Consider the following 24,088-nt stretch of genomic DNA (forward strand, 5'->3'; position numbering starts at 1 on the left):
CTCGTGAATCGATGCTATTGCTCTCGGATCGCTTCGGCGGGGTCGACCCGCGTCGTCCGCCAGGCGGCCGCCAGCGAGGCGAACGCCGCCAGCGCAAGCGTCACGCCGCCCGCCAGCGGCAGATAGGCTGCCGGCAGGGAGCAGAAGGCTTCACCCGGTGCCAGCTCACTGGCAAAGCTGCGGTCGATCACCTCGGCGAGCAGGCCGTAGCCGGCAAAGGAGGCCCCCAGCCCGAGCGTGGCGATCATCAGCCCCTGTGCAACCGGGAAGAAAAACACATGCGCGCGTGACAAACCCAGCAGGCGCAGCACGCCAAGGTCGCGCCGGCGACGCTCCACGGCGGCATACAGGCTCGCGACCAGCACGGCCGTGCCGCCGCTGATGCTGAGCACGGCGATCAGCCAGAACAGGCGCGTCAGACCGGTGTCGAGCACCTGGATACGCTCGATCGCCTCCACTTCGGCAATCGTTTCAATGCCTTCAGCCGCGAGCGCGTGATACAGGCCCGGCACGTCGTCGATGCTGCGCGCGTAGAGGCGAAAGCCGCGGTAGCCGCCGCGCGCCATCTCGAACCGGCCGCTGCTTGCGTCGAACAGCACCGCCCGCTGACGCGCGGTGCGCAGGATGCCCAGCAGTTCCACCGGCACCACCGCATGATCGAAGCCGCTGTCGCCGACAGGGAGCAGGCTGAAGTCCATGCCGACCACGCCCTCCGCCGACAGGCACACTGCCCCCGCCTGCGCACCCGGCTCCGATTGCGCAGGCCACAGCACGCTGCGCTGGCGCTCCGGCGTGGCCGCCGTCGGGGCGAATCCGCCCCAGGGCGGTGCCGCGACACCGAGGCGGGCCGCCTGCTCCGCATCCACGGACAAGCCGACGAGTTGCAAGGGCTCGCCGCCGGCATCCCGTACCTTCAGGTCGCTGACATAGGGCAGCAGGATGCGCTGCTCACCCCGCAGCTTCTGCTCGATCGCACGCAGGCTGGACACGGTGATGGCCGCCCCGGGCGTATGCAGGTCGTACGCGGCGAAGCCGCCGGAGGGGGTGAAGCCGAGGCGTTCGGCCACCTGCTCCGGTGCAAGTTCGGTGATACGACCGAAGCCGGTATTGATGATGAGCCCGCTGCGACGGATCGGTGACAGCGGAGCATCGAGCAACAGCACCGCGCCATCGAAGCTCAGGTATGGCTCCGGGGTATCTCCGGCCCAACCACGGGCGGGGGCGCCATAGCCCTCCTTGTAGGCTTCGACATCGAGCACGAAGGCGAGCGGCGCATACACCCGCGCCAGGCTGCCGGCGCGCGCGTCGAGCACCGCCGCGACCCGCAGCGCCGCCTGCGCAAGCTCGTTGTGCCCCGCCCGGCTGCGGCTCACCCTGGCCTGCACCACATCACCCGCCTTCACGCCCACGCGCCGCGCCGCCTCCGCGCTGAGAACGAGCTCGTCAGCGCCCGGAATCACCCCGCCATTCTCGAGCAGCAGCGGGTCGCCAGGTGCCGTAGGCACGAGGTCGAGCAGCTCCGGGCGGCCGCCCGTGGCAGGCTCCACACCGAGCACGGAAGACAGGGGCAGGACGGTCGGGGTGAGGAAGGCAATCTCCCCACGTGTCCGCCAGGCCTCGAACCATTCGGGCGGGTATTCGCGTGTCTGCGCAGGGCGGATCTCGCGGAACACGGGGTCTTCAACGAGCCGGTCGCGCAAGGTCTCGATGGTGCCGTGCTTGAGCCCGAGCAGGACCAGCAGCGGCGCAATCACGGCGGCGAGCGCGATCACCAGGCACAGGGTGAGGATCCACTCGTGCCACAGGCTGTGTGCGGCCAGCGACGACACCAGGCGCGCGGGACGGCGCGGACGGGCAGCGGGCGCGGGAGTGGGCGCGGGAGTGGGCGCGGGAGTGGGCGCGGGAGTGGGCATGTGCATCATCGCAGCCGCTCCATGCGCCGGCATAGCGAGCGCGTCACCTGGGCCGAAACCTGGGCCACTTCGAAGCCGTAGATCCGGTCGGCACGTCCGGCGAGCAGCTCGACATCATGCGTGACCACCACCACGGCGACGGTTTCGTCGCGTGCGAGCGCCTCCATGTCGTCGATGATGGCGCGGGCACGCGCCTTGTCGACCGCGGCCGTAGGCTCGTCGGCGAGCACCAGGCGCGGGCCGTGCGCCAGTGCGCGCAGGATCGCAGCGCGCTGGCGCTGCCCGATCGACAGCGCCGAGGGCATGCGGTCGAGGCATTCCTGCACGCCGAGCCGGCTCGCCAGGCGTTCGAGCCGCTCACCCCGCTCGTCCAGGCCCTTGATCCGTCCGGGCAGCGCGATGTTGTCGCGCACCGACAGAAAGGGCAGCAAGCCCCCCGTCTGCAACACGTAGCCCAGGTAATCGCGGCGCAGGCCTGCGAGGGCGGCTTCGTCCGCACGCGCCCACAAGGCCTGCACGTCGAAGCCGCCTGGTCCGTCGCCAGGGTGCAGCTCGAAGCGGCCGACCTCGGTCGGCTCCATCACCAGCGCCAGCATGTCAAGCAGCGTGCTCTTGCCACAACCGCTCTGGCCGACGACGGCGACCAACTCGCCCGCCTCCACGTCGAAGGCGGGCACGGCGAGCTCGAACACGCTCTCGCCCTGGGTGCGCAGCTTTCGCAGTCCATCCATGCGAACCCTGAATCCACCGCTCTTGCGCACAGACATCGCCGCTTGCTCCGCTTCGCCCTTCACGCAACCCCGGTGTCCCGTCACGCTCAGGGCAGATAGTCCAGATGCAGGGGATACACCAGCTCCTTGTCCGGATCGGCGTCGTTGAGCCGGAACCAGGCATCCACCTGCTCGTTGATCGCGCGGTACTGCTCGAGCTTGGCGAGGATGCTCCACTCCAGCTTCGAGCGTTGCTCGGCGGTCATGCTGGCGAACATGTCGTCGGTCAGCGAAAGGATGTCGCTGCGGTACGGCAGACTCTGGATGAACGCCGGCAACAGCCCGCTGTCGGCCAGACGCGCACCGGCCCCGATGTCCTCGGGACGTTTCATCGTCTGCCCCGCCACGCCCTGCAGTGCCTCGAAGAACTGCACCTGGGTGACTTCGGCGCGCATCAGCGCCTGCACCACCTGGTCGAGCGCCTGTGCCAGCGAGGAGAGCTGATCGCGCGTCACCAGCACGCGCACGTCCAGCGCCCGGTCGGCCGGATTCACCAGGTCGCGGTCCAGCGCCCAGGCGACGATGTCCTTGGGCGGCGAGGCCTCCTTGCCGATGTACTCGATGAGCGCCGCATCCCACACCTTGCTGAGCGACTCGGGCACCTCGATCGCATCGGCGCCACTGGCCACGCCCATGGCCTCGTCCAGCTTCTGCCCGATGCCCCGGGTGACACGATCGACCAGCGCACGGTATTCCGCTTCCTCGAAGGCATTGACCGTTTCCAGCGCCGACTGGTCCTGCGAGCCGCGCACGCGCGCGAGGTGGCCGAACTGCGCCACCGCCGTCGGGTGGTCTTCCTTCGCACGCGGGTCCTGCAGATGAATGGCGAGCAGGTGCACCTGCTGGTCGTCATACTCGCGGCGCAGGTCGGTCTCGTCCTTGCTGGTCTTGTTTTGCGCGTGGCCCTTGGGGTGGGCGCTGGCGTCACCGACCAGGATCACGAAGCGCAACGCGCCCTCACGCCATTTCGACGAGAGCGCGGTTTCGACGCCGGCGAAGGCCTCTTCGGCGTAATCGAGGCTGCCGACCGCCGTCGCGCGCGCGTCGTTTTCCAGCAGACCGGCGAGCGTGCCGGCATCGACCAGTTCGGGGGTCAGGTTGCGGGTGAGGTATTCGAGCTGGGGCACGGCCTCGAGCGAATCGCGATACACCACCAGGCCGAAGCGCACGCGGTCAGCCTTGTCGCCGGTGAAGCGGCGTGCCATCTCGGCCACCGCCTCGCGAGTCATGTCGATGAAGGGCTGCATGCTGCGCGTGGTGTCGACCACGAACACGATGTCGGCCTTTACGTCTCGCAAGGCCGCACCCGCTGCATCACGCCCCACTTCGGCCTGGCTGCGGTACTCGGGGTTCTCGAGGCTGTCCGCACCCCGGCTGCGTGGCACCGCCGCCGCGAGCTGCACCAGGCGCGCGTCGTCGCCGTTGATCTGGGTCTGCGACCACTGCAGGATCGGCAGCATGTAGAAATTCTGCGTGATGTCGACGAAGCGCTTGGGCTCCATGCTCACCACCGCATCGGGCGTGTTTCCGGCGTCGATCTCCTTGTACAGGGCCTCTGCGCGCCCTGCCATGTCCATGTCGTCGACAATGCCCTGCAGTCCGGTCTGGTCGCGGAACATCAGCACCGGACGGCGGCCTTCGAGCGGGTTGCCGGGGTGGGTGTAGGACAGCAGCAGCGCCTGGCGCCATTCCAGCACGTCACGGGCCTGCATCCAGCCTTCGGCCGCATCACGCGCCGTACCGACGCGGTACCAGCCCTGCGGTTCGGTGGGGTTGCTCAGATCCACCCCCTTGCGCTCGAACACATACAGCGGCTTGAAGGCCGGCAGGTTTGCCCGGACAACGCCGTCTGCGCTGGCTTGCGCCTCGCGGTACAGGCTGGAAAACGGGCGCGGCAGCACCCTCAGCGGCAGTTGGGTGACGGTCTCGATACAGGGTCCGGTACCCTCGCACTGGACGCCGTCGGCCACCACGGGCGCCGTCCCGGACTGAACTGCGGACGCGCCTTCCAGCGCATCCGCGCCCGCGGCGGGCGCATGGCCCTCCTTGCCCTCCAGCGCAGACAGCTGCGCAGCAGCCAGACCACTCGCACACAGGGAAACGACGGCAACGCCCCAACGCAAGCGGCGGGCTACACGACGAACGGTTTGTCGGCTCATGACGGCATTCACTCTCATGACATGAGGCATCGATGACGCCTCGATCAAAACAAGCCACCCAATTCGGGCACAACCCGCGCAGAACAACGGAAAACGGGCTCACCGCCATTCTTTCACGTACGGACGATGCGATTCGTGATTCAAGCCACAGTGCCGCGAAAAATAGTGGGGCCGTTGCAAGGCCAAACACCGAAAATGAGGCAAGCCGACCGACGGCACTCAATCAAGAGGTCAAGACCATGCCCGACCGCCTCATCGCTCCCTGCTCCACCTCCTGTCCCACCCCCCGCCCCACCCGAGCGCAAAGCGGGCTGCTGCCACGCCCGCGGCGCACGCTCCTGAGCCTGGCGACCAGCGCGTGCCTGGCCACTGTTCTGATGAACAGCCCCGCCACGCTGGGCCAACCCGCTGCACAGGGCGCCGGCGCGGGCGAGCGCGCCATGCAGGGTCAGCAGGACACCGCCGGTGCACTGCGCGATCTCGTTGGCCGCGACGCCCTCACGGTTCGCGCGCTGGTCGCCTTCAACCGCATCCCCGCCAGCGTCCTTGCACCACTGGCCGGACTACGTGCGCGCGGCATCGATGTGCTCGGCGCATCCCCCGAAGCCCTCGCCCGCATGCTTGACGATCCAGCGCTCGATGCCCATCAGCGCACGGCGCTCGGCAAGGCGCTGGAGGTGATCCGCGAGGTCGAAACCGAGGCGGCAGGCGGCAACGCCAGCACAGCCCCGGCCCCTGTCGCCCTGGCCTTGACCCGCCCGCTGCCTCCACCCCTGCCCCCCTTCGCCATGCCCACGGCGCTGCCCATGGTCGAACTCGGCAGCGCGCAGTATGCAGGCATGATCACCACCGCCAAGGAAGCCACCCTGGCCCTGATGGGCCCACTCTCACAAGCGGACGCAGCACGTGTCGAGCAGCGCTGGGCGGGGTACTACGCCTTTCCCGCAGACGACATCCTGCAGTACTTCCGTCGCGCCACACCCATCCTGTCCGAGCTGCTGAACATCCGTGAAGCGATCGCACTCACGGCAGCCGCCTTCGACGACGCCTGGGCCGAAGCGAACCTGGCGGCCCAGTACGAGAACGAAGCCTACGCCGAAGCCGCACTGACGCAGGCCGCGCTGCTGAAGGACTACCTGGTCGCCCTCGAGGCGCGCGCGCAGAAGCTCGCCGAGGCCATGCAGGCCCTCGCCGAAGCGCCGGACCCGATCGCCGCTCAGGATGCCGCCGCAACCGGTCACCGCAAGGCCACCGACACCCTGCTCGGCCTGCTCACCCCGGCAACAGGCCCCGAGGGTATCTGGTTCGGCGTGTACCAGAACGAAGAGGACCTGTGGATCGACGATCTCGTCGAGCAACCCCTGCTGTTCGTCGTCTACGCCGTTGGCCCGGCCGCCGCGCCGCGTTACCGGGCCCTGTCCCTGGACGCCGAGAAGTACGACGAGAAAACCGACCCGTACATCGACGTCCTCGAGATGCACGAGGACGATGGGCTGCCCATGCCCTCGCTGCTGCCCTACCTTAAGGGTGGCGAGATCCGGCAAACCTTCGAGTTGTCCGACACGGACGAGGACGGCGAAACCAGCACCTGGACCACGACCGTCAAGGCCCGCGCACTGTCCGAAGGGCAGGCGGTGCAGTATCCCGAATCGCTTGAACTCTCCCGTGTGGCGGCAGCGAGGGACGCAACGATCGCACGGTCTGCAAAGGAGCGCGCACAGGAAGCCGCCGCCGCACAGCAGGGCGGCTCGGGCGGTGATGACCCGGTCGCCGCTGCCGGGCAGGCCATCGAGCAGAATGTCCTGGCGCTTGGGGCAGCGGTCGGGGACGCCGTCATCAAGGGTTTGACGAAGTCACAGTACGAAGACATCGCACGCCACCATGCGCTCACGCCCGCCTTCGTGGCTGCAGCGCGGCAATGGCTGCAGGAGCGCCCCTTCTCGGAAGACACGACCCTGGCAGAGGACAGGGCACGCCTTTCCGCCCTGGTCGCAGCGCGCGACGGTGGCGGGGCCGCCGTCCAGCGCGCGCCGGCAGTCGCCCCTGCCGCAAGAGAAGAGCCGTCCCAGGCAGCAAAGGACGCCGCCGCCGAGGCGAGCGCGAAATCCGAAGCCGAAGCGAAGGCCGAAGCCGAGGCCCAGCGCGAGCGCGTCGAGTTCCACCGTCACAACATCCGCTTCGTCGAGGCCAACCTCGCGCGCGACCGCACCGAGCTGGCCGCCGAGACCGACCCCGAGCGCCGCGCCGCGCTCGAGTTCCGCATCGTCGGGGCACTCTCCGACATCCAGGCCGAGAAGGACCTCATCGCCTCGATCGAGACCGGCGAGCTCGTGCGCACCCGCTCGCCCTTCGACGACTACGCCCACGCCGGCTTCATCGCCAGCATCCGCGACAACCAGCAGCGCATGGAGCGCTTCCAGCGCGGCACGGCCTCGCTGTTGAAGCTCGCCTCCATGCTGCCCGGCGAGGAAGGCGAAAACGCGCGCGCCTTCGTCGAACGCCAGCTCACCCCCGAGGTGCGCACCACGATGGACCAGGCGGCGATCCAGCAGATCGCCGATGCGCTCGGCAAGAAGGTGCAGGGCCACTACCTCGGCCAGCAGGCGAAGGACGAGGAAGCGGCCGCGCTGGCGAACTTCGGGCTGGAGGCATCCGAGAACATCAAGACCGCCGCCGACTCCGGCATGATGGTTGCCTCGCTCTTCGGCGGACAGGCGGTGGACACCGCCTACCAGGCCGTCACCGGCTACATCGAGGGCGGCCCCACCGAGGCCGTGCTGCGCACTGTCAGCAGCATCGGGCCGCGCACGGGCGCGGCGGTCGAGGCCCTGCGCGGCTACCGCGAGGGCGGGCTCGCCGAGGCGGCAACACGCGGCAGCATCTCCTTCATCACTTCGAAGGGCATTGAATATGGCATGGGCAAGGTCGTGGCTCGCGCCGGGCGCGGCGGGGTCGATGCCGACGGCCCCGCCCCCACCGCCAGGGCCAAGCCCAAGGTCGCCGACGCTGCGCCGCCTTCGAAAACGGGAACGAGCGATGCCGCGCCCGCCCCGATCGGCCCCACCGCCTTCGAGCGCGAGGCGCAAGCGCAATTCAACCGCGCGCGCAAGGAAGGCGAGGCCCTGGTGCAGGACCTGCGCACCGCCCAGCAGCGCCTGGCCGAAGCCGGCAGCGCCGGCCGCCCGGCCGCCGAACTGGCGCAGATCCAGAAGGAGATCCGCGACAAGGTCACGGCCATCAACGGCAACCCGAACGCAAAGAACTACCTCAAGTACAAGGGCGACCCCACCACCCAGCGCATGTATGTGCTGCAGCTCGAGTCGGTACACGGCGACGTCGAGCGCCAGTTCCACCAGATCATGCGCGATCGTGGCTGGAACCAGCAGGCGCTGAAGGAGATGCGCAACGCTGCCAGCGCAGGCTCGGTGGGCATGGACTTCGACATCGGCCTCGACGAGGCGGCGATGAAGTCGCTCACCCGCAACGGCGACCCCGCCAAGCTGCACACCTGGCAGACCGAGGCGCAGGAGGCCTGGGAAGCGGCCTACGCCAAGATCACCGGCCGCAACGCCGAGCTCGCCTGGGAGAATGTCACCACCAGCAAGCACCTCGAGAGCTACCGCGACACCGCCTGGCTGGGCAAGGACAAGTCGAAGGTCAGCAAGGCATGGGGCCAGCAGGCCGCCGATGTCACCCGCTACAAGAGCTGGCACATGCTCGAGGAGGCGCCTAACCTCAGCCACTTCGAGCGCCTGCAGGAGGTCAGCCGCGGCGCCGCCAAGGACTTCGACACCAAGGTCGCCCCCATGCTCGACCGCATCAAGCCGACTGCGGGCAGCGCCGACCACTTCAAGACCTCACGCCAGCACTGGCAGGAGGTGCGCCAGGTGCTGGCCGACTTCGGTAACAACACCATCGACCCCATCACCGCCAACCGCCGCATCCGCATGCTCACCGGCGGCAAGGACATCCCGCAGGTGGTCGACGAGATGGCGATGCTGATGGAGGCGGCAATCAAGTTCGGTCCGGGCGGCTGAGCTCCCGGCGCGCGGCCTCCATCGCCGTGCGCACGAAGCGCGTCTTCGCCTTCGCGTAGGCGACGCGGTCGTCGGGGTGCTCGGCCGCGATGCGCTGCTTCAGCGCGCCGTATTCACGCACCGCCTCCGGGTGGGCGCGCAGGTAATCGCGGAACAGCAGACGCGCCCATTCCGACGAGCCCGGCTCCAGGCAGTGAATGTGATGCGTGCGCCGCCCCGCCGCATCACGCCGGATGAACCACGCGTACGCGATCCCCGGCAGCCCGCGCTCGCGGTCGCGCCAGAAGAACTCGTAGCCCTGTCGCTTCAGGATAGGCGCAATACGCTGCACCACATCGGCCATCGAGCGCACCTCGACCAGCAGGTCGATGATCGGCTTCGCCGCCAGGCCCGGCACGGCGGTACTGCCGAAGTGCTCGATGCGCCCGATCAGTTCCGCCGGCAACTGCGCCCGCAGCCGCGCCGCCTCTTCCTCGAAACGCGCTGGCCAGGCGGGATCGTAAGGCACGATCTCGACCCGCTCCTGCAGCGCGCGTTGGACATGGCGGGGTTTTGCGCTCATGTAGCAATACCTAGGGCTTGGCTGCCCGAGCCGCTGCATTCTTGGCTGCTCGGGCCGCGTTGGCCTTGGCCGCCCGAGCCGCGACCGCCTCTTCGATGGCGGTCGTCACCTTCCTTTCGCCCGCAGCGACAACCTCCGCAGCGCAGCCCGTCCAAATGGCGGGATCAGAAGGCAGCGGGAACCGCAGGCAACCATAACCCGACACGATGCAAGGCTCCCCCGGACGTTGACAAACATAGCGTTTGTCATAGCTCCCCCAGGTATCGGGATGATAGAAACGGGACGTCTGGGGGCTGCCCCACCCCGCCTTCGCGCACAGACAGTTCAGGAAGGCTTTCGGAGGCTGCACCCCAAGCACCTCCAGGATCTGTTTGAGCCGATCATGATCGAGACCGAGAATCGGATTCATCGGGGATGCCTTTCCTGCCGTTGCGGGCTGCAAGGGCTTGCCCGCCTGCTCGCATTCGCCGCGAACGACATGAATGACATATTTCTTCAACGTCGCCTGCTCAACCTGCAGCCTCGCAATGTCCTTCAGCGCGCGTGCCACCTTACCGGTGTGATCGGCGATCACCTTGTTCTGCGCATCCTGGTAGCGTTGCAGTTCCTCACCCCACTCACGGACGAACACGTTCTTTGCATTCGCCAGTTTGGCGACGAAGGCCGGCTCTTCGAGCCGGAATCTGTTTCCACCCGCCTCTCGCCGGATCGCATCGACGGCATCGGCGTGGCGTTTCTCGATGTCAAGACGGGCCTGGCCATGGCGCAGATCAACCCGCATCATCTGATCGTCGAGCCCCGCCTTCGCAGCCTCGATCTCGGCCAACAAGCTCGCGCTCAAATCCACGCGCGCCTTGTGCTGCGCCTTGAGATCGGCATCGGTCCATTTCTTGTCGCTTGCCTCGCGCCAGGCCTTGTAGGCCCACACCCCGCTCTCGCTTTCGACCGTACCCACGAAGTGGCGCTTCATGATGTGCCAGCTGTCCACGGCGTCGGTCAGAGTGCCAATCGGGCCGAAGTGATCATCCACCTTGAACAGGTAATCAAGCAGCGATGTCGACACCCCCACACCGTCGGGCAGTATCCATTCGGCGGCGATTTCGAGCGCCATGACGCCTGGATTTTCGACTTTCTCAAGGGCCGCCTCGATACTCGTCTCCGCGCGACGCGAGTCCAGATAAAGAGCAGTCTCCAAGGCGGACAAGCAGGGATCCTTGACGGTCTTCAGGCGGGTCGCCACCTCCTGGAGCGTCTCTGCGCTATAGGCCCACGGGTCGGCGACCTTCGGCATGGCATAGCCCTTCTCGCGCGCCTCCCGCAGTTGGGCGGCGACCGTATCACGCAACCCATGCAGATCCTGTGCCCAGCCCTGCCCCACCATCATCACCAGGCCGAGCGCAAACAGAATGCTTGCCACGACACCGCGATACGTCTGCATGCTCACTTCTCCTGCGCGTCGATAAGGAGGTCGAGATACGCCTCGGGATCGAAGTCCTGCAGATCCACCAGTTCCATCCTTTCAAGGGCCGTCATCCCGCCAGGCGTAACCCACTGCCCATCCACCTGCCGCAACGCCATCCGTACGGGCCCGTTCCCGGCATCCGAGCGCGACTGGATGGCCATGGAGAGCTCGGCCCCTTTGGCGATGCCGATGAATCCGGTGCCGCGCATCGTGGTCACGCCCGGCAGATCGGCCACCACCGAGCCGGGCGACAGGTCGATGGTGAGCATGCCGTCCCATCTCGCCATCACCTCGGCCGGAATCCGGCGGCTCCAGTAGGCGTAGTAGTCACGGGTCAGCGTCAGCACATAGCTGCCCGCGTCACGGCCCTCGGCGGTGCGGACCAGGGAGAGGGCGAGCAGGCTTCCCTTCTGCATGTCCGCCACCCGGTCGGGGGACAGCATCACCTGCGCGCCGTCGGTCGCTGCAGGATCAAAGCGAAGGACCAGGCGATAGGGTGTGCGCAAAATTCGCTGGTCCAGACGGGCGACCGGCGCGGGCGACAGGATGCCTGCCCGCCCGCCAGAGAAGCCACGCTCGACCGCCACCGTCAGCCCTTTGTCCGGATCCAGGTGTCCGAATTTGGCGAAATCGACGCCCGCAAGGCCGAACGGCTCCCAAGGTGCAGCCGCATCGGGGAACAGGCGGGTGACCGGCAGCGGCTCGAAACCGGGCGCAGGCAGTGGCTGCGCAGGGTTCTGACCCGGCGTCCGGGTCATCGAGATGCGTTTCAGCACCATCGACACGGGATGCGCCCGGTCATCGGCGAGCGCGAGGATGAAGAGCCGCAGCCCCTGCCCGGTCCGGGTATCGCGCCACGGTGCAAGATCGGTCGGAAAACCCTCGGCGATCACGCGAACGCCCTGCGGCGTGAGCTCCAGTTCGACGACCGCGGGCATGTCCGCCGGGGTCGCGTCGAGGCGCGCCTCCTCGCGGTCGAGCCAGCGCGAGGCACGAGTCGTGCCATCCGGCGCACGCACCCAGTCCAGTACGAAACGCGGCGGGTTCGGACCACCGTCCGAGAGGCTGTGCGGCGTCGCCAGCCCCAAGCGGAAGCCACGGGTTTCGGCGGCGTCGAACTCGAATCGCAGGCGCACGCTGGCCCCCGGACCAAAGCGGTCGAGCCAAACCACGGGTTCCGGGGCATAGATCCCGAGCAGGTTCTTGCCGTCGCCTTTCTCCGACACAACGCGCAGCCCTTCCCGGAGGCTTAGCTTCTCCGGCGCAATCCCGCCTCGCGGCGACCCGTGACGCTGAAAATGCGGTGCCATCGTGCGTCCGTCGAACAGCGTGAGCGTCAGCGGCTCATTCTCCAGCAGCACACCCGGATCGTTGGGCACAAAACGCACCGTGTCCAGCCTCACCGTCCGCAGATCGAGGCGTGCAGGCGCACGTGCGTCGGGCGAACTTGCCGAGATCTGCAAGTGAAGATCCGTCGCGACCGGCGCCTTCGCCATCCGGCCTTCGATGAGGACGCGCCCGTCCCCGTTGCCGACCAGGATCAGTCCGTCCGGCCGAAGCTCCAGCGTCAGCCCGGCCAGAACGCCCGGATCGTCCAGCTTCAGCCGGGTCTGAACCTGGCGTTGTACTGCTAGCACCAGATGCGGCGCGCCATCGGCCGTCTGCTCCACCGCAAGCCAGATCTCGTGCACGGACCAATCCCATTTCCCCAACTGCTCGCCAGGCACCAGCGCGAACACCACGTTACGCACGGTCTCCACGTCGAAGTCGAAGCCGAGCCGCACGACCTGATCGCCACCCGCTGGCGGCAGCTTCACCACCGGCGCCACCGTCTTCAGCCCGGTCGTCATCGCCCCCGAAGGCGACGCCACAGCCACGCGCAAGGCCCCGCCCTCCACGCGCGCGAAGGCATCGAAGTCTCCACCGCGGACGGCATGGGGCTGCCAGGCCTCGGTCATCTCGCCCTTGAAGAGCGGCTCGGCCTGCACGCTGGCAGGCGCGAGCGCGACAGCGGCCGGGCTGGCTCCTGCCCCTGCCCCTGCCGCCTCCTGCACCCGATGCAGAATCGCGAGCGCCTCTTCGAGTGCCGCGCGCTGCCGCGCATCGAGCGCGAGGGCGGGGTCTTCGAGCATGCGGGCGAGAGCTTCCGGCGTGGCCCCGAGCACATCGACACCGCCCGCCCCCAGGCCGGACAACGAGGCCAGTAAGCGGGTGGGGATGCGTCCAAAGGCCGCCACCGCGCGCACCGTGAGCTTGCCGCTGCGCACCAGTGCCTCCAGCGAAGCGTCGCCGGCCTGCGTGCCGGGTGGATTCGCGCCCACGCCGCGCACCCCGAGCGCCTCCTCAGCGAAGGCTGCAGGCCCCGTCATCAAGACAGCCAGCAAGCAGGCAGGGAGCAAGCGCGCAAGCGGGCGCAGATCGATCTTTCTGGGTACTTCGGGTGTGTCGGACAAGACTCTCACCTCGCTGTCCGCAGTGGCGGCGTACGGATGTCGGGCAGGAACACTGCGCTTTCGCCGTAAGCATGGATCGGAACTGCGTTTCGCGCCGTGGCCTGCTTCACGGATGGCACCCGAGTCAGTCGAGTGCAGCCCACCTCGCATTCAAGTTCTCCGCCACCGCGCAAGAAATCGTGGTCTGGCACCAATGGCACTACTCCCACTCCCTTCTTCTGTTGCACGCGTAAGAGCTACGCTTCTAGCGTACAATCCAGCCATGGTCTTTGTTGAGCTCCCCATCTTTGTCCGCTGTGCCCAAGATCTGTTTTCGGACGATGATCTGCGCGAACTGTAGCTGACCTTGCTGGAAAACCCGGTCGCTGGGGATCTGATTCCTGGCGGTCGCGGTCTGCGCAAGTTGCGGGCACCACTGCAAGGCCGAGGAAAACGAGGAGGAGCCAGGGTGATCTACTACCACTGGGTCAGCCACGACCAGTGCTACCTGGTCTACGCCTACGCGAAGAACGTGGCGGCGGACCTGACCAAGGATCAGTTACGACGTTTGGCCGAGTGGATGGATGTTGAGGTGAATCATGAATGACAAGCAATTTGACGAACTGCTGGACAGCGTTCGTGACATGGGTCGCCACATGCGGGGCGAAGCCGTCCCCGGAGCGATCACGCGGGAGTTTCCCGAGCCCGACGTCAAGGCGATCCGGGAGCGGACTGGCTTGAGCCAGACCCGCTTCGCCTACCTGATCGGCGTCAAGCCCAAAACCTTGCAGAACTGGGAGCAGCACCGTGTGCGCCCGGCTGGCCCGGCGCGTGCGCTGCTGAAGATCGTCGAAGCCAACCCCAACGCCCTGTCGGTCCTTCACATCTGACGTGGGAAGGTCGTAGCACAACCCGGCCGCAGTCATTGCGGCCTGCAGCGCGTAACCGCGCCACCAATATCCTTCGGACGCCGCCGGCCGATCACTGACGCCTCCCGCGCCTCACCCCACCACGAACGCTGCGCGACGCCGCCGGCGGTCGTGGCGTTTCAGGCGACGCCGCAGGGGGCAGGCGATGAGCAAACGAAAGACCTGACCCTCGGCCCTCCCCATTTTCCATTTTCTAAACTACAATTGTGGTAAATAAATTCCAGTGGAGATGGCGATGAGCACCGTGTCCGTGCGTATCGACGAGAGCCTGGTCAGTGCCGCACGCGCTGCAGCCAAGGCCGAGTTCCGTACCGTGCAAGGCCAGGTCGAGTTCTGGGCCAAAGTGGGTCGGGCTGCGCTCGACAACCCGGATCTGCCGGCCTCGTTCATTGCCGAGAGCCTGATGAGCATGGCCGAGCCGCGTGAGGACAGCACCGTCTTCGTCCCGCGCTCGACAACCAAGGCATGAGATGGGACGTCCGGCAAACGCGGCGTTTTGCTCGCGTCTACAAGAAGCTGCACGACAACATGTTGACAGAGGTCGATGCGGCCGTCGAAGCGGTCGCCCAGAACCCTGACAGCGGCGAAAAGAAGAAAGGCGACCTCGCGGAATTGTGGGTCTACAAGTTCCGCTGCCTCGGCCAGTTGTACCTGCTGGGCTACACCCGCGATGACGGTGTTCGATTGGTCTATCTGGAGGCTGTCGGTCCGCACGAGAACTTCTACCGCGACTTGAAGCGCTGAGGCGGCCGAAGAAGGCCGCCTGGAAGGCGAGATCGGTGTGCTCACACGCCTGCTCACCCGCCGCTTTGGCGCCCTGCCCACCTGGGCGAAGATCCGCCTGAACGCCGCCACCGAACAAGCGCTCGCAGAATGGACCGACGCCGTCCTCGACGCCGCCAGCCTAGTCACGGTTCTCGGCCCACCGCCGGCCGATCACTGACAACCGCCGAACCTCCCCCAGCACGACCCCACGATCGCCTCGCGACACTGCTGGCGGCCGTATCCTGAACTGAGCCCTGACCTACGAACGGTTGAGCACGGTCAGCAGTTGCTCCACACAGTCCTGCGGGCTGTGCTTGGCAGTCAACAACCGCACTTCAGGCGTCTCGGGGGGCTCATAAGGACTGTCGACGCCGGTGAAGTTCTTCAACTCGCCCTTGCGCGCCTTGGCGTACAGACCCTTCACGTCACGCTCCTCGCACTCGGCAATCGGCGTATCGACAAACACTTCGATGAACTCCCCTTCCTCAAACAGCTCACGCGCCATGCGCCGCTCGCTGCGAAAGGGGGAGATGAACGCCGCCAGCACGATGATGCCCGCATCCACCATCAGCTTCGCCACCTCAGCTACCCGACGGATGTTCTCCACCCGGTCGGCTTCGGTAAAGCCCAGATCGCGATTCAAACCGTGGCGCACGTTGTCGCCATCGAGCAGATAGGTGTGTTTACCCTCCGCGTGCAGGCGCTTTTCCAGCAGGTTGGCAATCGTCGACTTCCCGGCTCCTGACAGCCCGGTGAACCAGATGCACTTTGGCGTTTGATTCTTCAGTGCGGCCCGGGAGGCCTTGTTCAGTTCCAGCGCCTGCCAGTGGATGTTGCTGGCGCGGCGCAGCGCAAAGTCGATCATGCCAGCACCCACAGTCTCGAAGGTCCGCTTGTCGATCAGGATGAAGCTACCCAACACCCGGTTCACGCCGTACGGCTCAAACACCAGCGGCACACTGGTCGACAGGTTCACCGTCGCGACCTCGTTCAGCCCCAACGTCTTGGCGGCAAGGTGCGCACCCGTATTCACATCCTCGCGGTACTTGATCTCCGTTACAGTGGCCGTCACCTCCTTCGTCGCAAGCTTCATCAGGTAGGGCCGCCCCGGTGTCATCGCGTGCTCGTGCATCCACAGCAAACGCGCCTCGAACTGGTCGGCCACCTCGGGTGGGTTCTCAGCCGCGACCAGCACGTCACCCCGGCTGGCGTCCACCTCTTCGGTCAGGGTCAGGGTAATGGCGTCGCCACGATGACCGACTTCAACTTCGTCGAAGCCGACAATGACGGCCTTGACCCGGGTCTGGACACCCGAAGGCAGCACGCGCACCACGTCACCCGGGCGCACCTGGCCCTCAGCGACTCGACCGCAGAAACCGCGGAAGTCCAGATTCGGGCGATTGACCCACTGCACCGGCATCCGGAAGGCATGGCGGTCACGGGTGTCACGCACGTCCACTGTGTCCAGGTAAGTCATCAGGCTCGGACCGTCGTACCAGGGGGTGTGCAAACTCACTTGCAGCACGTTGTCACCGTCCAGGCCCGAAAGCGGAATCGGTTGCACGCTGGCAAAGCCCAAACCGGCGGCAAACGCCCGGTAGTCGGCAACGATGGCATCAAACGTGGCTTGGCTGAAATCCACCAAGTCCATCTTATTCACTGCGAGTACTACGTGGCGTATGCCCATCATCGCCGCAATACGGCTATGGCGCCGGGTCTGCGTCAACACCCCCTTGCGCGCATCGATCAGGATCACAGCGAGGTCGGCGGTGGAGGCGCCAGTGGCCATGTTGCGGGTGTACTGCTCATGGCCCGGGGTGTCAGCCACAATGAAACGGCGTCGGTCGGTGGCGAAGAAGCGGTAGGCCACGTCGATGGTGATACCTTGCTCACGCTCGGCCTGCAGGCCATCCACCAGCAGCGCCAGGTCCATCCTTTCGCCTTGGGTGCCATACTTTTTCGAATCACTCTCCAAGCTGGCGAGTTGGTCGTCGAAGATCGCCTTGCTCTCGAACAGCAGGCGGCCGATCAGCGTGCTCTTGCCGTCGTCCACACTTCCGCAGGTGATGAAGCGCAGTGTTTCCTTGTTACGCTGGCCATCCAGAAACGCGGCGATGTCTTGTGCTTTGAGGGTACTCATCAGAAGTAGCCCTCCTGCTTCTTCTTTTCCATGGAACCTGGCACATCCGAATCAATCAGCCGGCCTTGTCGCTCTGAACTGCGGGCGTTGAAGGTTTCGGCAATCACCGCTTCAAGCGTGTCTGCACCGCTCTCGATCGCAGCAGTCAGCGGCCAGCAGCCCAGGGTACGGAAACGCACCTTACGCATTTCCACCTGCTCATCCGGCGCAAAAGGAAAGCGCTCGTCGTCCACCATGATCCACTGCCCCCCGCGTTGAACCACCGGGCGCTCAGCAGCCAGGTACAAGGGCACGATGGGGATGCTTTCCTCGTGGATGTACTGCCAGATATCCAACTCCGTCCAGTTGCTGATCGGAAACACACGGATGGTTTCATCCGGTTGGATGCGGGTGTTGTAAAGGCTCCACAGCTCTGGGCGCTGCGCCTTCGGGTCCCAGCGGTGGCCTGGTGCGCGAAAGCTGAACACGCGCTCCTTGGCGCGGGACTTTTCCTCGTCGCGGCGCGCCCCTCCGAATACCACGTCAAAGCCGTGAGCATCCAAGGCCTGTTTGAGAGCCTGGGTTTTCATCACATCGGTATGGTAGTTGCTGCCGTGCGAGAACGGCCCTACGCCCTCGGTCAACCCTTGCGGGTTGGTGTGGGTGATCAGTTCCATACCCGACTCCTTCACCATGCGATCGCGGTGCGCGTACATGGCGGCAAACTTCCAGCCGGTGTCCACATGCAGCAGCGGAAACGGCGGCGGACCAGGGTAGAAGGCCTTGCGGGCCAAGTGCAGCATGACCGAGCTGTCCTTGCCGACGGAGTACATCATCACCGGGTTGCGCGCAGTCGCCACTGCCTCGCGGATGATTTCTATAGATTCGGATTCGATAATCTTCATGTGCAAGTACCCGTTCATGATGGACTTTGCTGCGGACTTGCGAGCGTCGCACCCCGTAGCCTACCTCTTACATCCAAAGCTGCGTACGCAGGGCATCCACGGCCACATCCCACACCTCATCGCTTACCACCCGCACCACTTTGCCCTGCGGTACAAGCGTTCAGCCACCGGCAATATCCCACGCTCAACGCGGCAAGACCGGCAAGGTTTGCCGAATTGGCACCAATAAACCGGCATTTTCCGGCCTTTGCGCGCCTCGCCGCCCCACTAGAATCGGTCTCGTCTGCTTGGCACGATATTCGCTAAGAGACTGCCAAGCACGACCACGTTCTGCCCCGGATCTGGCATTCCGACAACGCTGGCCGTACTGCAAAACGCAACGGACACCCTCGGAGATCAATCATGGCTCAAGTCATCAACACCAACGTTCAGTCGCTCAATGCGCAGCGCAACCTGAATACCTCAGCCGGCTCGCTCGCGACCTCGCTGCAGCGCCTGTCCTCGGGTCTGCGCATCAACAGCGCAAAGGACGACGCGGCGGGTCTGGCGATTTCGGAGCGCATGACTTCGCAGATCCGCGGACAGGATCAGGCCCGGCGCAACGCCAACGACGGCATCTCGCTTGCACAGACGGCTGAAGGCGCCTTGCAATCCGCGGGTGATGTGCTGCAGCGCATCCGCGAACTGGCGGTGCAGTCCTCAAACGCTACCAACTCCGCGTCCGACCGTCAGGCGCTGAATGCCGAGGTGAATCAGCTCACGGCCGAACTCGACCGCATCGCCAAAACGACCGAATTCAACGGCTCCAAGCTGCTCGACGGCACCTTCGGCACCGCAACCTTTCAAGTCGGCGCCAACGCAGGTCAGTCGATTTCAGCGACGACCGCAAACTTCTCCACCAACCAGTACGGCAACTACCGGATTGGCTCTACGGTGGCCGCGGACGCAGGCGCCAAGGGCGACCTCACCACGGGCAGCACCGCAAACGCGATCGCCTCCAACGCGGCGGCAACCAGCCGTGTCGCCGGCGGTGCAATCACCATCAGCGGCGCCACCGGTTCGGCCGCAGTCACGATCACCGGGGGAGATTCCGCGAAGAAAGCGGCTGAACTGATCAACGGTCAGACCGGCACTACTGGCGTCAAGGCCTCGGCCAAGACCGAGATCGACGTGACCGCGATGGCGGCCAACACGTCGTACAAGTTCGACCTCACCTCCGACAACTCGACTGCAGTTACCGTCTCCTTCACCTTGGGCGCTGCGGTGGATAAGGACGGCTTGGCATCCGCCGTGAATTCCTTCAACGATATCGCCTCCAAGACCGGCGTTACTGCCCGCGTCAACGATGCTGGCAATGGCATCACGCTACTGAATGCAAGCGGCGAAAACATCACCATCGCGAACGCGGCGAGCGGCTCGGCGACCGCGACCGTCGGCGGCACCTCGACAGCCGCAGGAGCGACCGCAGTCGCCACAGGCCAACTGATCCTCGACTCCGAAAAATCCTTCAGCGTTGCTGCTGCAAACACGACCGATTTCTTCACCGCAACGGCAGCCGCAGGTCAGTTGCAGAAGGTCAGCGATCTGGATGTGAGCTCGGTCGATTCTGCGCAGCGAACGCTAGCGATGGTCGACTCCGCACTCGCAGCGGTCAACGGGCAGCGCGCCAAGTTCGGCGCCCTCCAGTCCCGATTTGAAACCACTATCGCAAACCTGCAGATCTCGTCTGAAAACCTGTCGGCATCGCGCTCCCGGATTCGGGATACCGATTTCGCGGCCGAGACCGCGAACCTGACCCGCGCGCAGATCCTGCAGCAGGCAGGTACGGCGATGCTATCCCAGGCCAATGCGCTGCCGCAGCAGGTTCTATCGTTGCTACAGGGTTGATCCGAGCACCTGCGCAACTTATCAAAGAAGGCCCGTTCGCACGGGCCTTATTTTCATGCCGAGGGGCTTTACAATTCGACTTGACGCACAGCGCTTGCAACCCCGAATATACTCGCGATTCCCGAAATCCATCATAGATAGAAGCACGGATTTCCCAGTTCTATCGAAGTTGCGGTGATTCCCAGAGTTGTATTGGAATCGCATTCACGATTGAACCCGAGATCGATTGAGTCGACAAGATGCACTCTTCTAGGAAGCGTCGCTGCGTCCTTCATATTGGGACATCCAAGACTGGATCCCCCATTGACAGCGCGCCTCGAAAAACTGCGCATGGTCTGCCACACCGTTTCACGAGTACGTTGCGTCGGGTTTGACAACACTGGCGCCTATTGCACCCGCACTCAGTTCTTTGATGCCGATATACACTGCGCTTCTTTAAACATTAATTACGATTCCAGAATCTCTCACGGACACCCCACTTTTTCCGAGATGCTGCTTAGGCTCCATAGGTCAACTTGGCATACTCAACCGCGACGGGATGATGGTCTCTTCCACGCCATCGAAGAAACTCAAAAGGGATTGGCACCAATGCGGCATACGATGCAGTTGGCATACACACTCCCAGCCGAACACGCTCACAAACTGGGCAGGGGCATCGTGTTCCTGCTCGGCCTGCCACGTTCCGGCACAACGCTGTTGCAGCGCCTGCTGGGGGAACATCCGGAGATTCACACCACGGCCGAGCCGTGGCTTCTGCTCCCTGTCAGCACCCTGCTCTCACCAAGGCTGGTCACCGCTGATTACGACACCGTGCTCGCGGCACAAGGCGTAGAGGAATTCACTCTGGAACTCCCCGGGGGCAAGGCCACGCTGCTCGATGGACTACGACAATTCGTAGCAGATCTGTACGGTCAATGCCGCACCGCAAGCGGCGCAACCTACTTTCTCGACAAGACCCCCCGTTATCACTACATCATCCCTGAACTGCGGCAGCTCTTTCCACTGGCAAAGTTCGTCGTTCTGCTCCGCAATCCACTCGGCATTCTGGCTTCCGTGGCCGAATCCTGGTTCAACGGCAGCGTCGAACACGCGCTCGCCAGCCCGCACCACCAGCGCGATCTAACCCGCGGGTTCGAGCATCTGGCCCAGGCTTTGCCCTTACTCGGTCACCAGGCCCATACCCTGCAGTACGAGACGCTGGTCAAACAGCCCGAAACGGAGTTGCGGAAGCTGTGCGACTTTCTCGAAGTAGACTTCACGCCTGCGATGCTGCGGTACGACCCCACACAGCATTTCAAAGGCGCCTTTGGCGACAATATCGGTATTCCGCAGCACGATGCAGCCAGCCCGGCGTCCGTCGACAAGTGGCAGGATGTTCTCTTCCGACCGGAGAATATCCTTGCCGCCAAGGTTTTTCTCGCTGCCACCTCCCCACAGATCCTCGCGCAGTTCGGCCAGGACTCGCAGAATCTCCAAGCACAGTTCGAGAACGCCATTCTGGAACGGGTGCTGCAAGGCGCCCTGCCATTCGACGCGCTAGCGCCCAGCCAGACATTGGCACTGGCCGACGAGGCCTGCGACAAGGGAGAGCAAGCAATCGAGGCCGAAGAATTCGATGAGGCAGCAGAGCACTTCGAAACCGCACTGTCCCTCGTTCCCAACCATACCCGCACGCAAAACAACATCGGCGTACTGTGGTGGATCAATCAACAACCGGAACACGCACTGTCATTCTTCGCCAGTGCGCACCAGAACGATCCGAACGACCGCACCTCACTGCTCAACTTCACTGCCGCGCTGACCGTGCAGGGGCATATCGAGCAGGCGCGCCACGTGTATTTCGGCTACATGATGAGCCACCCGGAGGACCATGAAGTCGCCGGCCTCTATCTCAGCCTCGACGAGAAGCCGCCTTCTACCCCACCTCCCCCGCCGGCGCCCTCCAAGACGGCGCGAGCGCAGGTCCGCGCAGACGATTTCTCCGACTATACGATTTCACGTGTCCGCCACTTCACTCGGCTCGGACTGCCGCCCATGCACGCGGGAGCGAACATCGAAGATTGTGACCTGAAGGTGTACCAGGACATGCTGACCTACTGGTTCATCCTCGACAACTTCCCACCGGGCGCTCGCCTGCTGGAAATCGGTGGGGGAAATTCCAGAATCATTCAGGCGCTGAAGGGCCAATACGAATTCTGGAATCTGGACAAATTCGAAGGACTGGGCGCGGGACCAACAGACGCCAGCAACACGGCAGGCCACACGCTGGTGCGCGCATACATTGGGGATTTTTCTCCTGAACTGGCAGACAACACCTTCGACGGCGTGTTCAGTATCTCGACCCTCGAACATACTCCACAAGACGACGCCACACTCGGGCGCATCGCTGCCGATATCGACCGCATCCTCAAACCCGGTGGGCTGTCGATGCACTGCATCGACGTGGTATTGCACCGGCAGGCCTTTATTCACCCGCTGATCCCTTACCTGCACGCTCACCGCCCCACCCTCAACCCGGCAGTCCCGCTCTGGGCACTGCGCCTCGACCCTGATCTTTGGCACATGAGCAAGGCGGCCTACGCACGGCAATGGCAGCCGATCACCCAGAAGACCTATGAAGCCTTCGGTCGACCGGCTTCCTATAATCTCGTCTGGCGCAAACCGGCCGCGACCTAGATCGCCCCCGCTCCAGCCCGGCACTTCGCCTGGCTACTCCCAATCGCGATGCCATCGATACAACATGAATAAGCCCAGACTTAAGGAACTCCCGCTGCGCCAGACCCGCCGTGTGTACGGCCCCGATGGCCTGCCGCTACTAGCCGCACCGCCGCGCAGGGGGGAGGACACCCCACCACGGATTTCGATCGTCACGCCCTCCTACAATCAGGGCGACTTCCTGGAGGAATGCATTCTTTCGGTGCTGGAACAAGGCTACCCAAACCTTGAATACATCATCATGGACGGTGGGAGTACCGACCGCTCCGTCGAGATCATCAAGAAGTACGAGAAATACCTGACCTACTGGCAGTCCCAACGGGACGGTGGGCAGTATCAGGCCATCAACGAAGGATTCCGTCACAGCAGCGGAGCCATCATGGCCTGGATCAATTCAGACGACAAATACCATCCCGGCAGCTTCCGAACCGTCGCCAACGCATTCATCAGCCACCCCGAGGTTTCCTGGCTCACAGGCCGTCCAAGCACGTGGAACGAACAGGGTGATCTGGCGGACGTCCGCCTGATGCGCACTTTCACCAGGGACGATTATCTCGACCCAGCGCTCGATACCTACATTCAGCAGGAAAGTACCTTCTGGCGCCGTGATCTATGGGAAAAGAGCGGCGGAGCGATCAATGGCGAATTTGACTACGCGGGCGACTTCGAGCTGTGGCTCCGCTTCTTCGACCATGCTCAGCTCCACCTCGTGGACGCACTTCTGGGCGGTTTTCGTTACCACGCCGCCCAGAAAACCGCCGTCGCCAGCGAGCGCTACCTGGAAGAAGTGCAGCGCATCCGCTGCACGCAACACGTCGCCAGCAACAGGGGCACGTCTCCCCCAACCCACCGGATCGAGATCGCCACCAGTCTTGTCCCCAACAACGTCAGCGGACAATTGCCCGCAGTCCGCAGCTGGCAAAAACTCGGTTTTGAGGTTGTCAGCATCAACCCTGCCGAGGAAATCCCCCTGCTCGACCAGCATTACCCGGGTGTCCGCTTTATCACCGCAAAACGCCACGGCAAACACCTGGTCGGCAAACCCTGTGTTTTCATCGACGATATCCTTAGCCACTTCCGCACAAGCGCAGCGGATCGTTTCGGGATCGTCAATTCCGACGTATTCCTTTTTGCTGACAAGGATTTCGTCGACTTTATCGGGCAGCACAGCCGGGACGCCCTTGTCTATGGCTCGCGCGTCGAAATCCCGAGATACGGCTCGGCGCTCGGCTATACGTATCACTATGGCTTCGATTATTTCTTCTTCGATCGCGTCCTACTGGATGCCTATCCGGCATCACAGTTCATGCTCGGTATCCCGTGGTGGGACTACTGGCAATGCTCTCAACTTTAGCTTATAGCCCTTGTGAACCCTATGGGAAACGGGTAAAATGGCGTTCGTTAAGTCATTGATAAATAGACAATATGAACTC

16 protein-coding genes and 1 pseudogene are annotated in these 24,088 nt (G+C 64.5%); 9 read left to right on the forward strand and 8 right to left on the reverse strand.

Going from position 1 to position 24,088, the window contains the following annotated elements:
* Nucleotides 1-14: 14 nt before the first annotated feature.
* The 3 genes from ACPT9U_RS09840 to ACPT9U_RS09850 form a co-directional block, all read right to left on the reverse strand.
* The gene (locus ACPT9U_RS09840; protein ID WP_435750777.1) at nt 15-1,922 is read right to left on the reverse strand and encodes an ABC transporter permease; all 1,908 of its coding nucleotides are present in this window, start codon (nt 1,920-1,922) and stop codon (nt 15-17) included.
* Entirely contained in the window at nt 1,919-2,644 is a 726-nt protein-coding gene (locus ACPT9U_RS09845; RefSeq protein WP_435750778.1) for an ABC transporter ATP-binding protein, read from the reverse strand. The genes ACPT9U_RS09840 and ACPT9U_RS09845 overlap by 4 nt, the downstream gene beginning before the upstream one ends.
* Nucleotides 2,645-2,730: 86 nt before the next feature.
* Nucleotides 2,731-4,842 carry a VWA domain-containing protein gene (locus ACPT9U_RS09850; protein WP_435750779.1) on the reverse strand — a complete coding sequence of 704 codons (2,112 nt, stop codon included), beginning with the start codon at nt 4,840-4,842 and terminating at the stop codon, nt 2,731-2,733.
* Nucleotides 4,843-5,219: 377 nt separating this feature from the next.
* On the opposite strand from ACPT9U_RS09850, the gene ACPT9U_RS09855 reads away from it, so the two are divergent.
* Entirely contained in the window at nt 5,220-8,879 is a 3,660-nt protein-coding gene (locus ACPT9U_RS09855) for a hypothetical protein (RefSeq protein WP_435750780.1), read from the forward strand.
* Here the strand turns inward: ACPT9U_RS09855 and ACPT9U_RS09860 are convergent.
* From ACPT9U_RS09860 to ACPT9U_RS09870, 3 genes are read right to left on the reverse strand one after another with little or no spacing between them, the layout of a single operon-like run.
* The gene (locus ACPT9U_RS09860) at nt 8,857-9,441 is read right to left on the reverse strand and encodes a GrpB family protein (protein ID WP_435750781.1); all 585 of its coding nucleotides are present in this window, start codon (nt 9,439-9,441) and stop codon (nt 8,857-8,859) included. The genes ACPT9U_RS09855 and ACPT9U_RS09860 overlap by 23 nt on opposite strands.
* Nucleotides 9,442-9,451: 10 nt before the next feature.
* On the reverse strand, nt 9,452-10,879 hold the full coding sequence (locus ACPT9U_RS09865; RefSeq protein WP_435750782.1) for a hypothetical protein: 1,428 nt from the start codon (nt 10,877-10,879) through the stop codon (nt 9,452-9,454).
* A gap of 2 nt (nt 10,880-10,881) precedes the next feature.
* Nucleotides 10,882-13,356: a hypothetical protein gene (locus tag ACPT9U_RS09870; protein WP_435750783.1), complete on the reverse strand. Its 2,475-nt coding sequence runs from the start codon at nt 13,354-13,356 to the stop codon at nt 10,882-10,884.
* Between the two features lie 346 nt (nt 13,357-13,702).
* Between ACPT9U_RS09870 and ACPT9U_RS09875 the strand changes: the two genes are divergently transcribed.
* The 5 genes from ACPT9U_RS09875 to ACPT9U_RS09895 all read left to right on the forward strand — a co-directional run bounded on the left by ACPT9U_RS09875 (nt 13,703) and on the right by ACPT9U_RS09895 (nt 15,207).
* The gene (locus ACPT9U_RS09875) at nt 13,703-13,942 is read left to right on the forward strand and encodes a type II toxin-antitoxin system RelE/ParE family toxin (protein ID WP_435750784.1); all 240 of its coding nucleotides are present in this window, start codon (nt 13,703-13,705) and stop codon (nt 13,940-13,942) included.
* A complete protein-coding gene (locus ACPT9U_RS09880; protein ID WP_435750785.1) occupies nt 13,935-14,225 on the forward strand; it encodes a helix-turn-helix domain-containing protein in 291 nt (96 codons plus the stop codon). Before ACPT9U_RS09875 ends, ACPT9U_RS09880 begins: the two co-directional genes overlap by 8 nt.
* 274 nt (nt 14,226-14,499) lie before the next feature.
* Complete coding sequence (locus ACPT9U_RS09885) at nt 14,500-14,733, forward strand: TA system antitoxin ParD family protein (RefSeq protein WP_435750786.1); 234 nt, start codon at nt 14,500-14,502, stop codon at nt 14,731-14,733.
* Complete coding sequence (locus tag ACPT9U_RS09890) at nt 14,730-15,008, forward strand: type II toxin-antitoxin system RelE/ParE family toxin (protein ID WP_435750787.1); 279 nt, start codon at nt 14,730-14,732, stop codon at nt 15,006-15,008. Before ACPT9U_RS09885 ends, ACPT9U_RS09890 begins: the two co-directional genes overlap by 4 nt.
* A gap of 19 nt (nt 15,009-15,027) precedes the next feature.
* The gene (locus ACPT9U_RS09895) at nt 15,028-15,207 is read left to right on the forward strand and encodes a hypothetical protein (RefSeq protein ID WP_435750792.1); all 180 of its coding nucleotides are present in this window, start codon (nt 15,028-15,030) and stop codon (nt 15,205-15,207) included.
* An 81-nt stretch (nt 15,208-15,288) separates the two neighbouring features.
* Here ACPT9U_RS09895 and cysN read toward each other — a convergent pair whose 3' ends face one another.
* Nucleotides 15,289-17,169 (reverse strand): sulfate adenylyltransferase subunit CysN, encoded by a 1,881-nt coding sequence (gene cysN, locus ACPT9U_RS09900; RefSeq protein WP_435750788.1) that lies wholly within the window; start codon nt 17,167-17,169, stop codon nt 15,289-15,291.
* Nucleotides 17,169-18,080, reverse strand: a pseudogene (gene cysD, locus ACPT9U_RS09905) (sulfate adenylyltransferase subunit CysD); the annotation flags it as partial. The gene cysN and the pseudogene cysD, both read right to left, overlap by 1 nt.
* Nucleotides 18,081-18,455: 375 nt before the next feature.
* Between cysD and ACPT9U_RS09910 the strand changes: the two are divergent.
* The 3 genes from ACPT9U_RS09910 (at nt 18,456) to ACPT9U_RS09920 (ending at nt 24,009) form a co-directional block, all read left to right on the forward strand.
* Nucleotides 18,456-19,940 carry a flagellin gene (locus ACPT9U_RS09910; RefSeq protein ID WP_435750789.1) on the forward strand — a complete coding sequence of 495 codons (1,485 nt, stop codon included), beginning with the start codon at nt 18,456-18,458 and terminating at the stop codon, nt 19,938-19,940.
* A gap of 657 nt (nt 19,941-20,597) precedes the next feature.
* Nucleotides 20,598-22,616: a sulfotransferase gene (locus tag ACPT9U_RS09915; RefSeq protein ID WP_435750790.1), complete on the forward strand. Its 2,019-nt coding sequence runs from the start codon at nt 20,598-20,600 to the stop codon at nt 22,614-22,616.
* Between the two features lie 64 nt (nt 22,617-22,680).
* Entirely contained in the window at nt 22,681-24,009 is a 1,329-nt protein-coding gene (locus tag ACPT9U_RS09920; protein WP_435750791.1) for a glycosyltransferase family 2 protein, read from the forward strand.
* Nucleotides 24,010-24,088: the final 79 nt, after the last annotated feature.

Source organism: Thauera sp. AutoDN2 (assembly GCF_051280715.1).
GTDB lineage: Bacteria > Pseudomonadota > Gammaproteobacteria > Burkholderiales > Rhodocyclaceae > Thauera.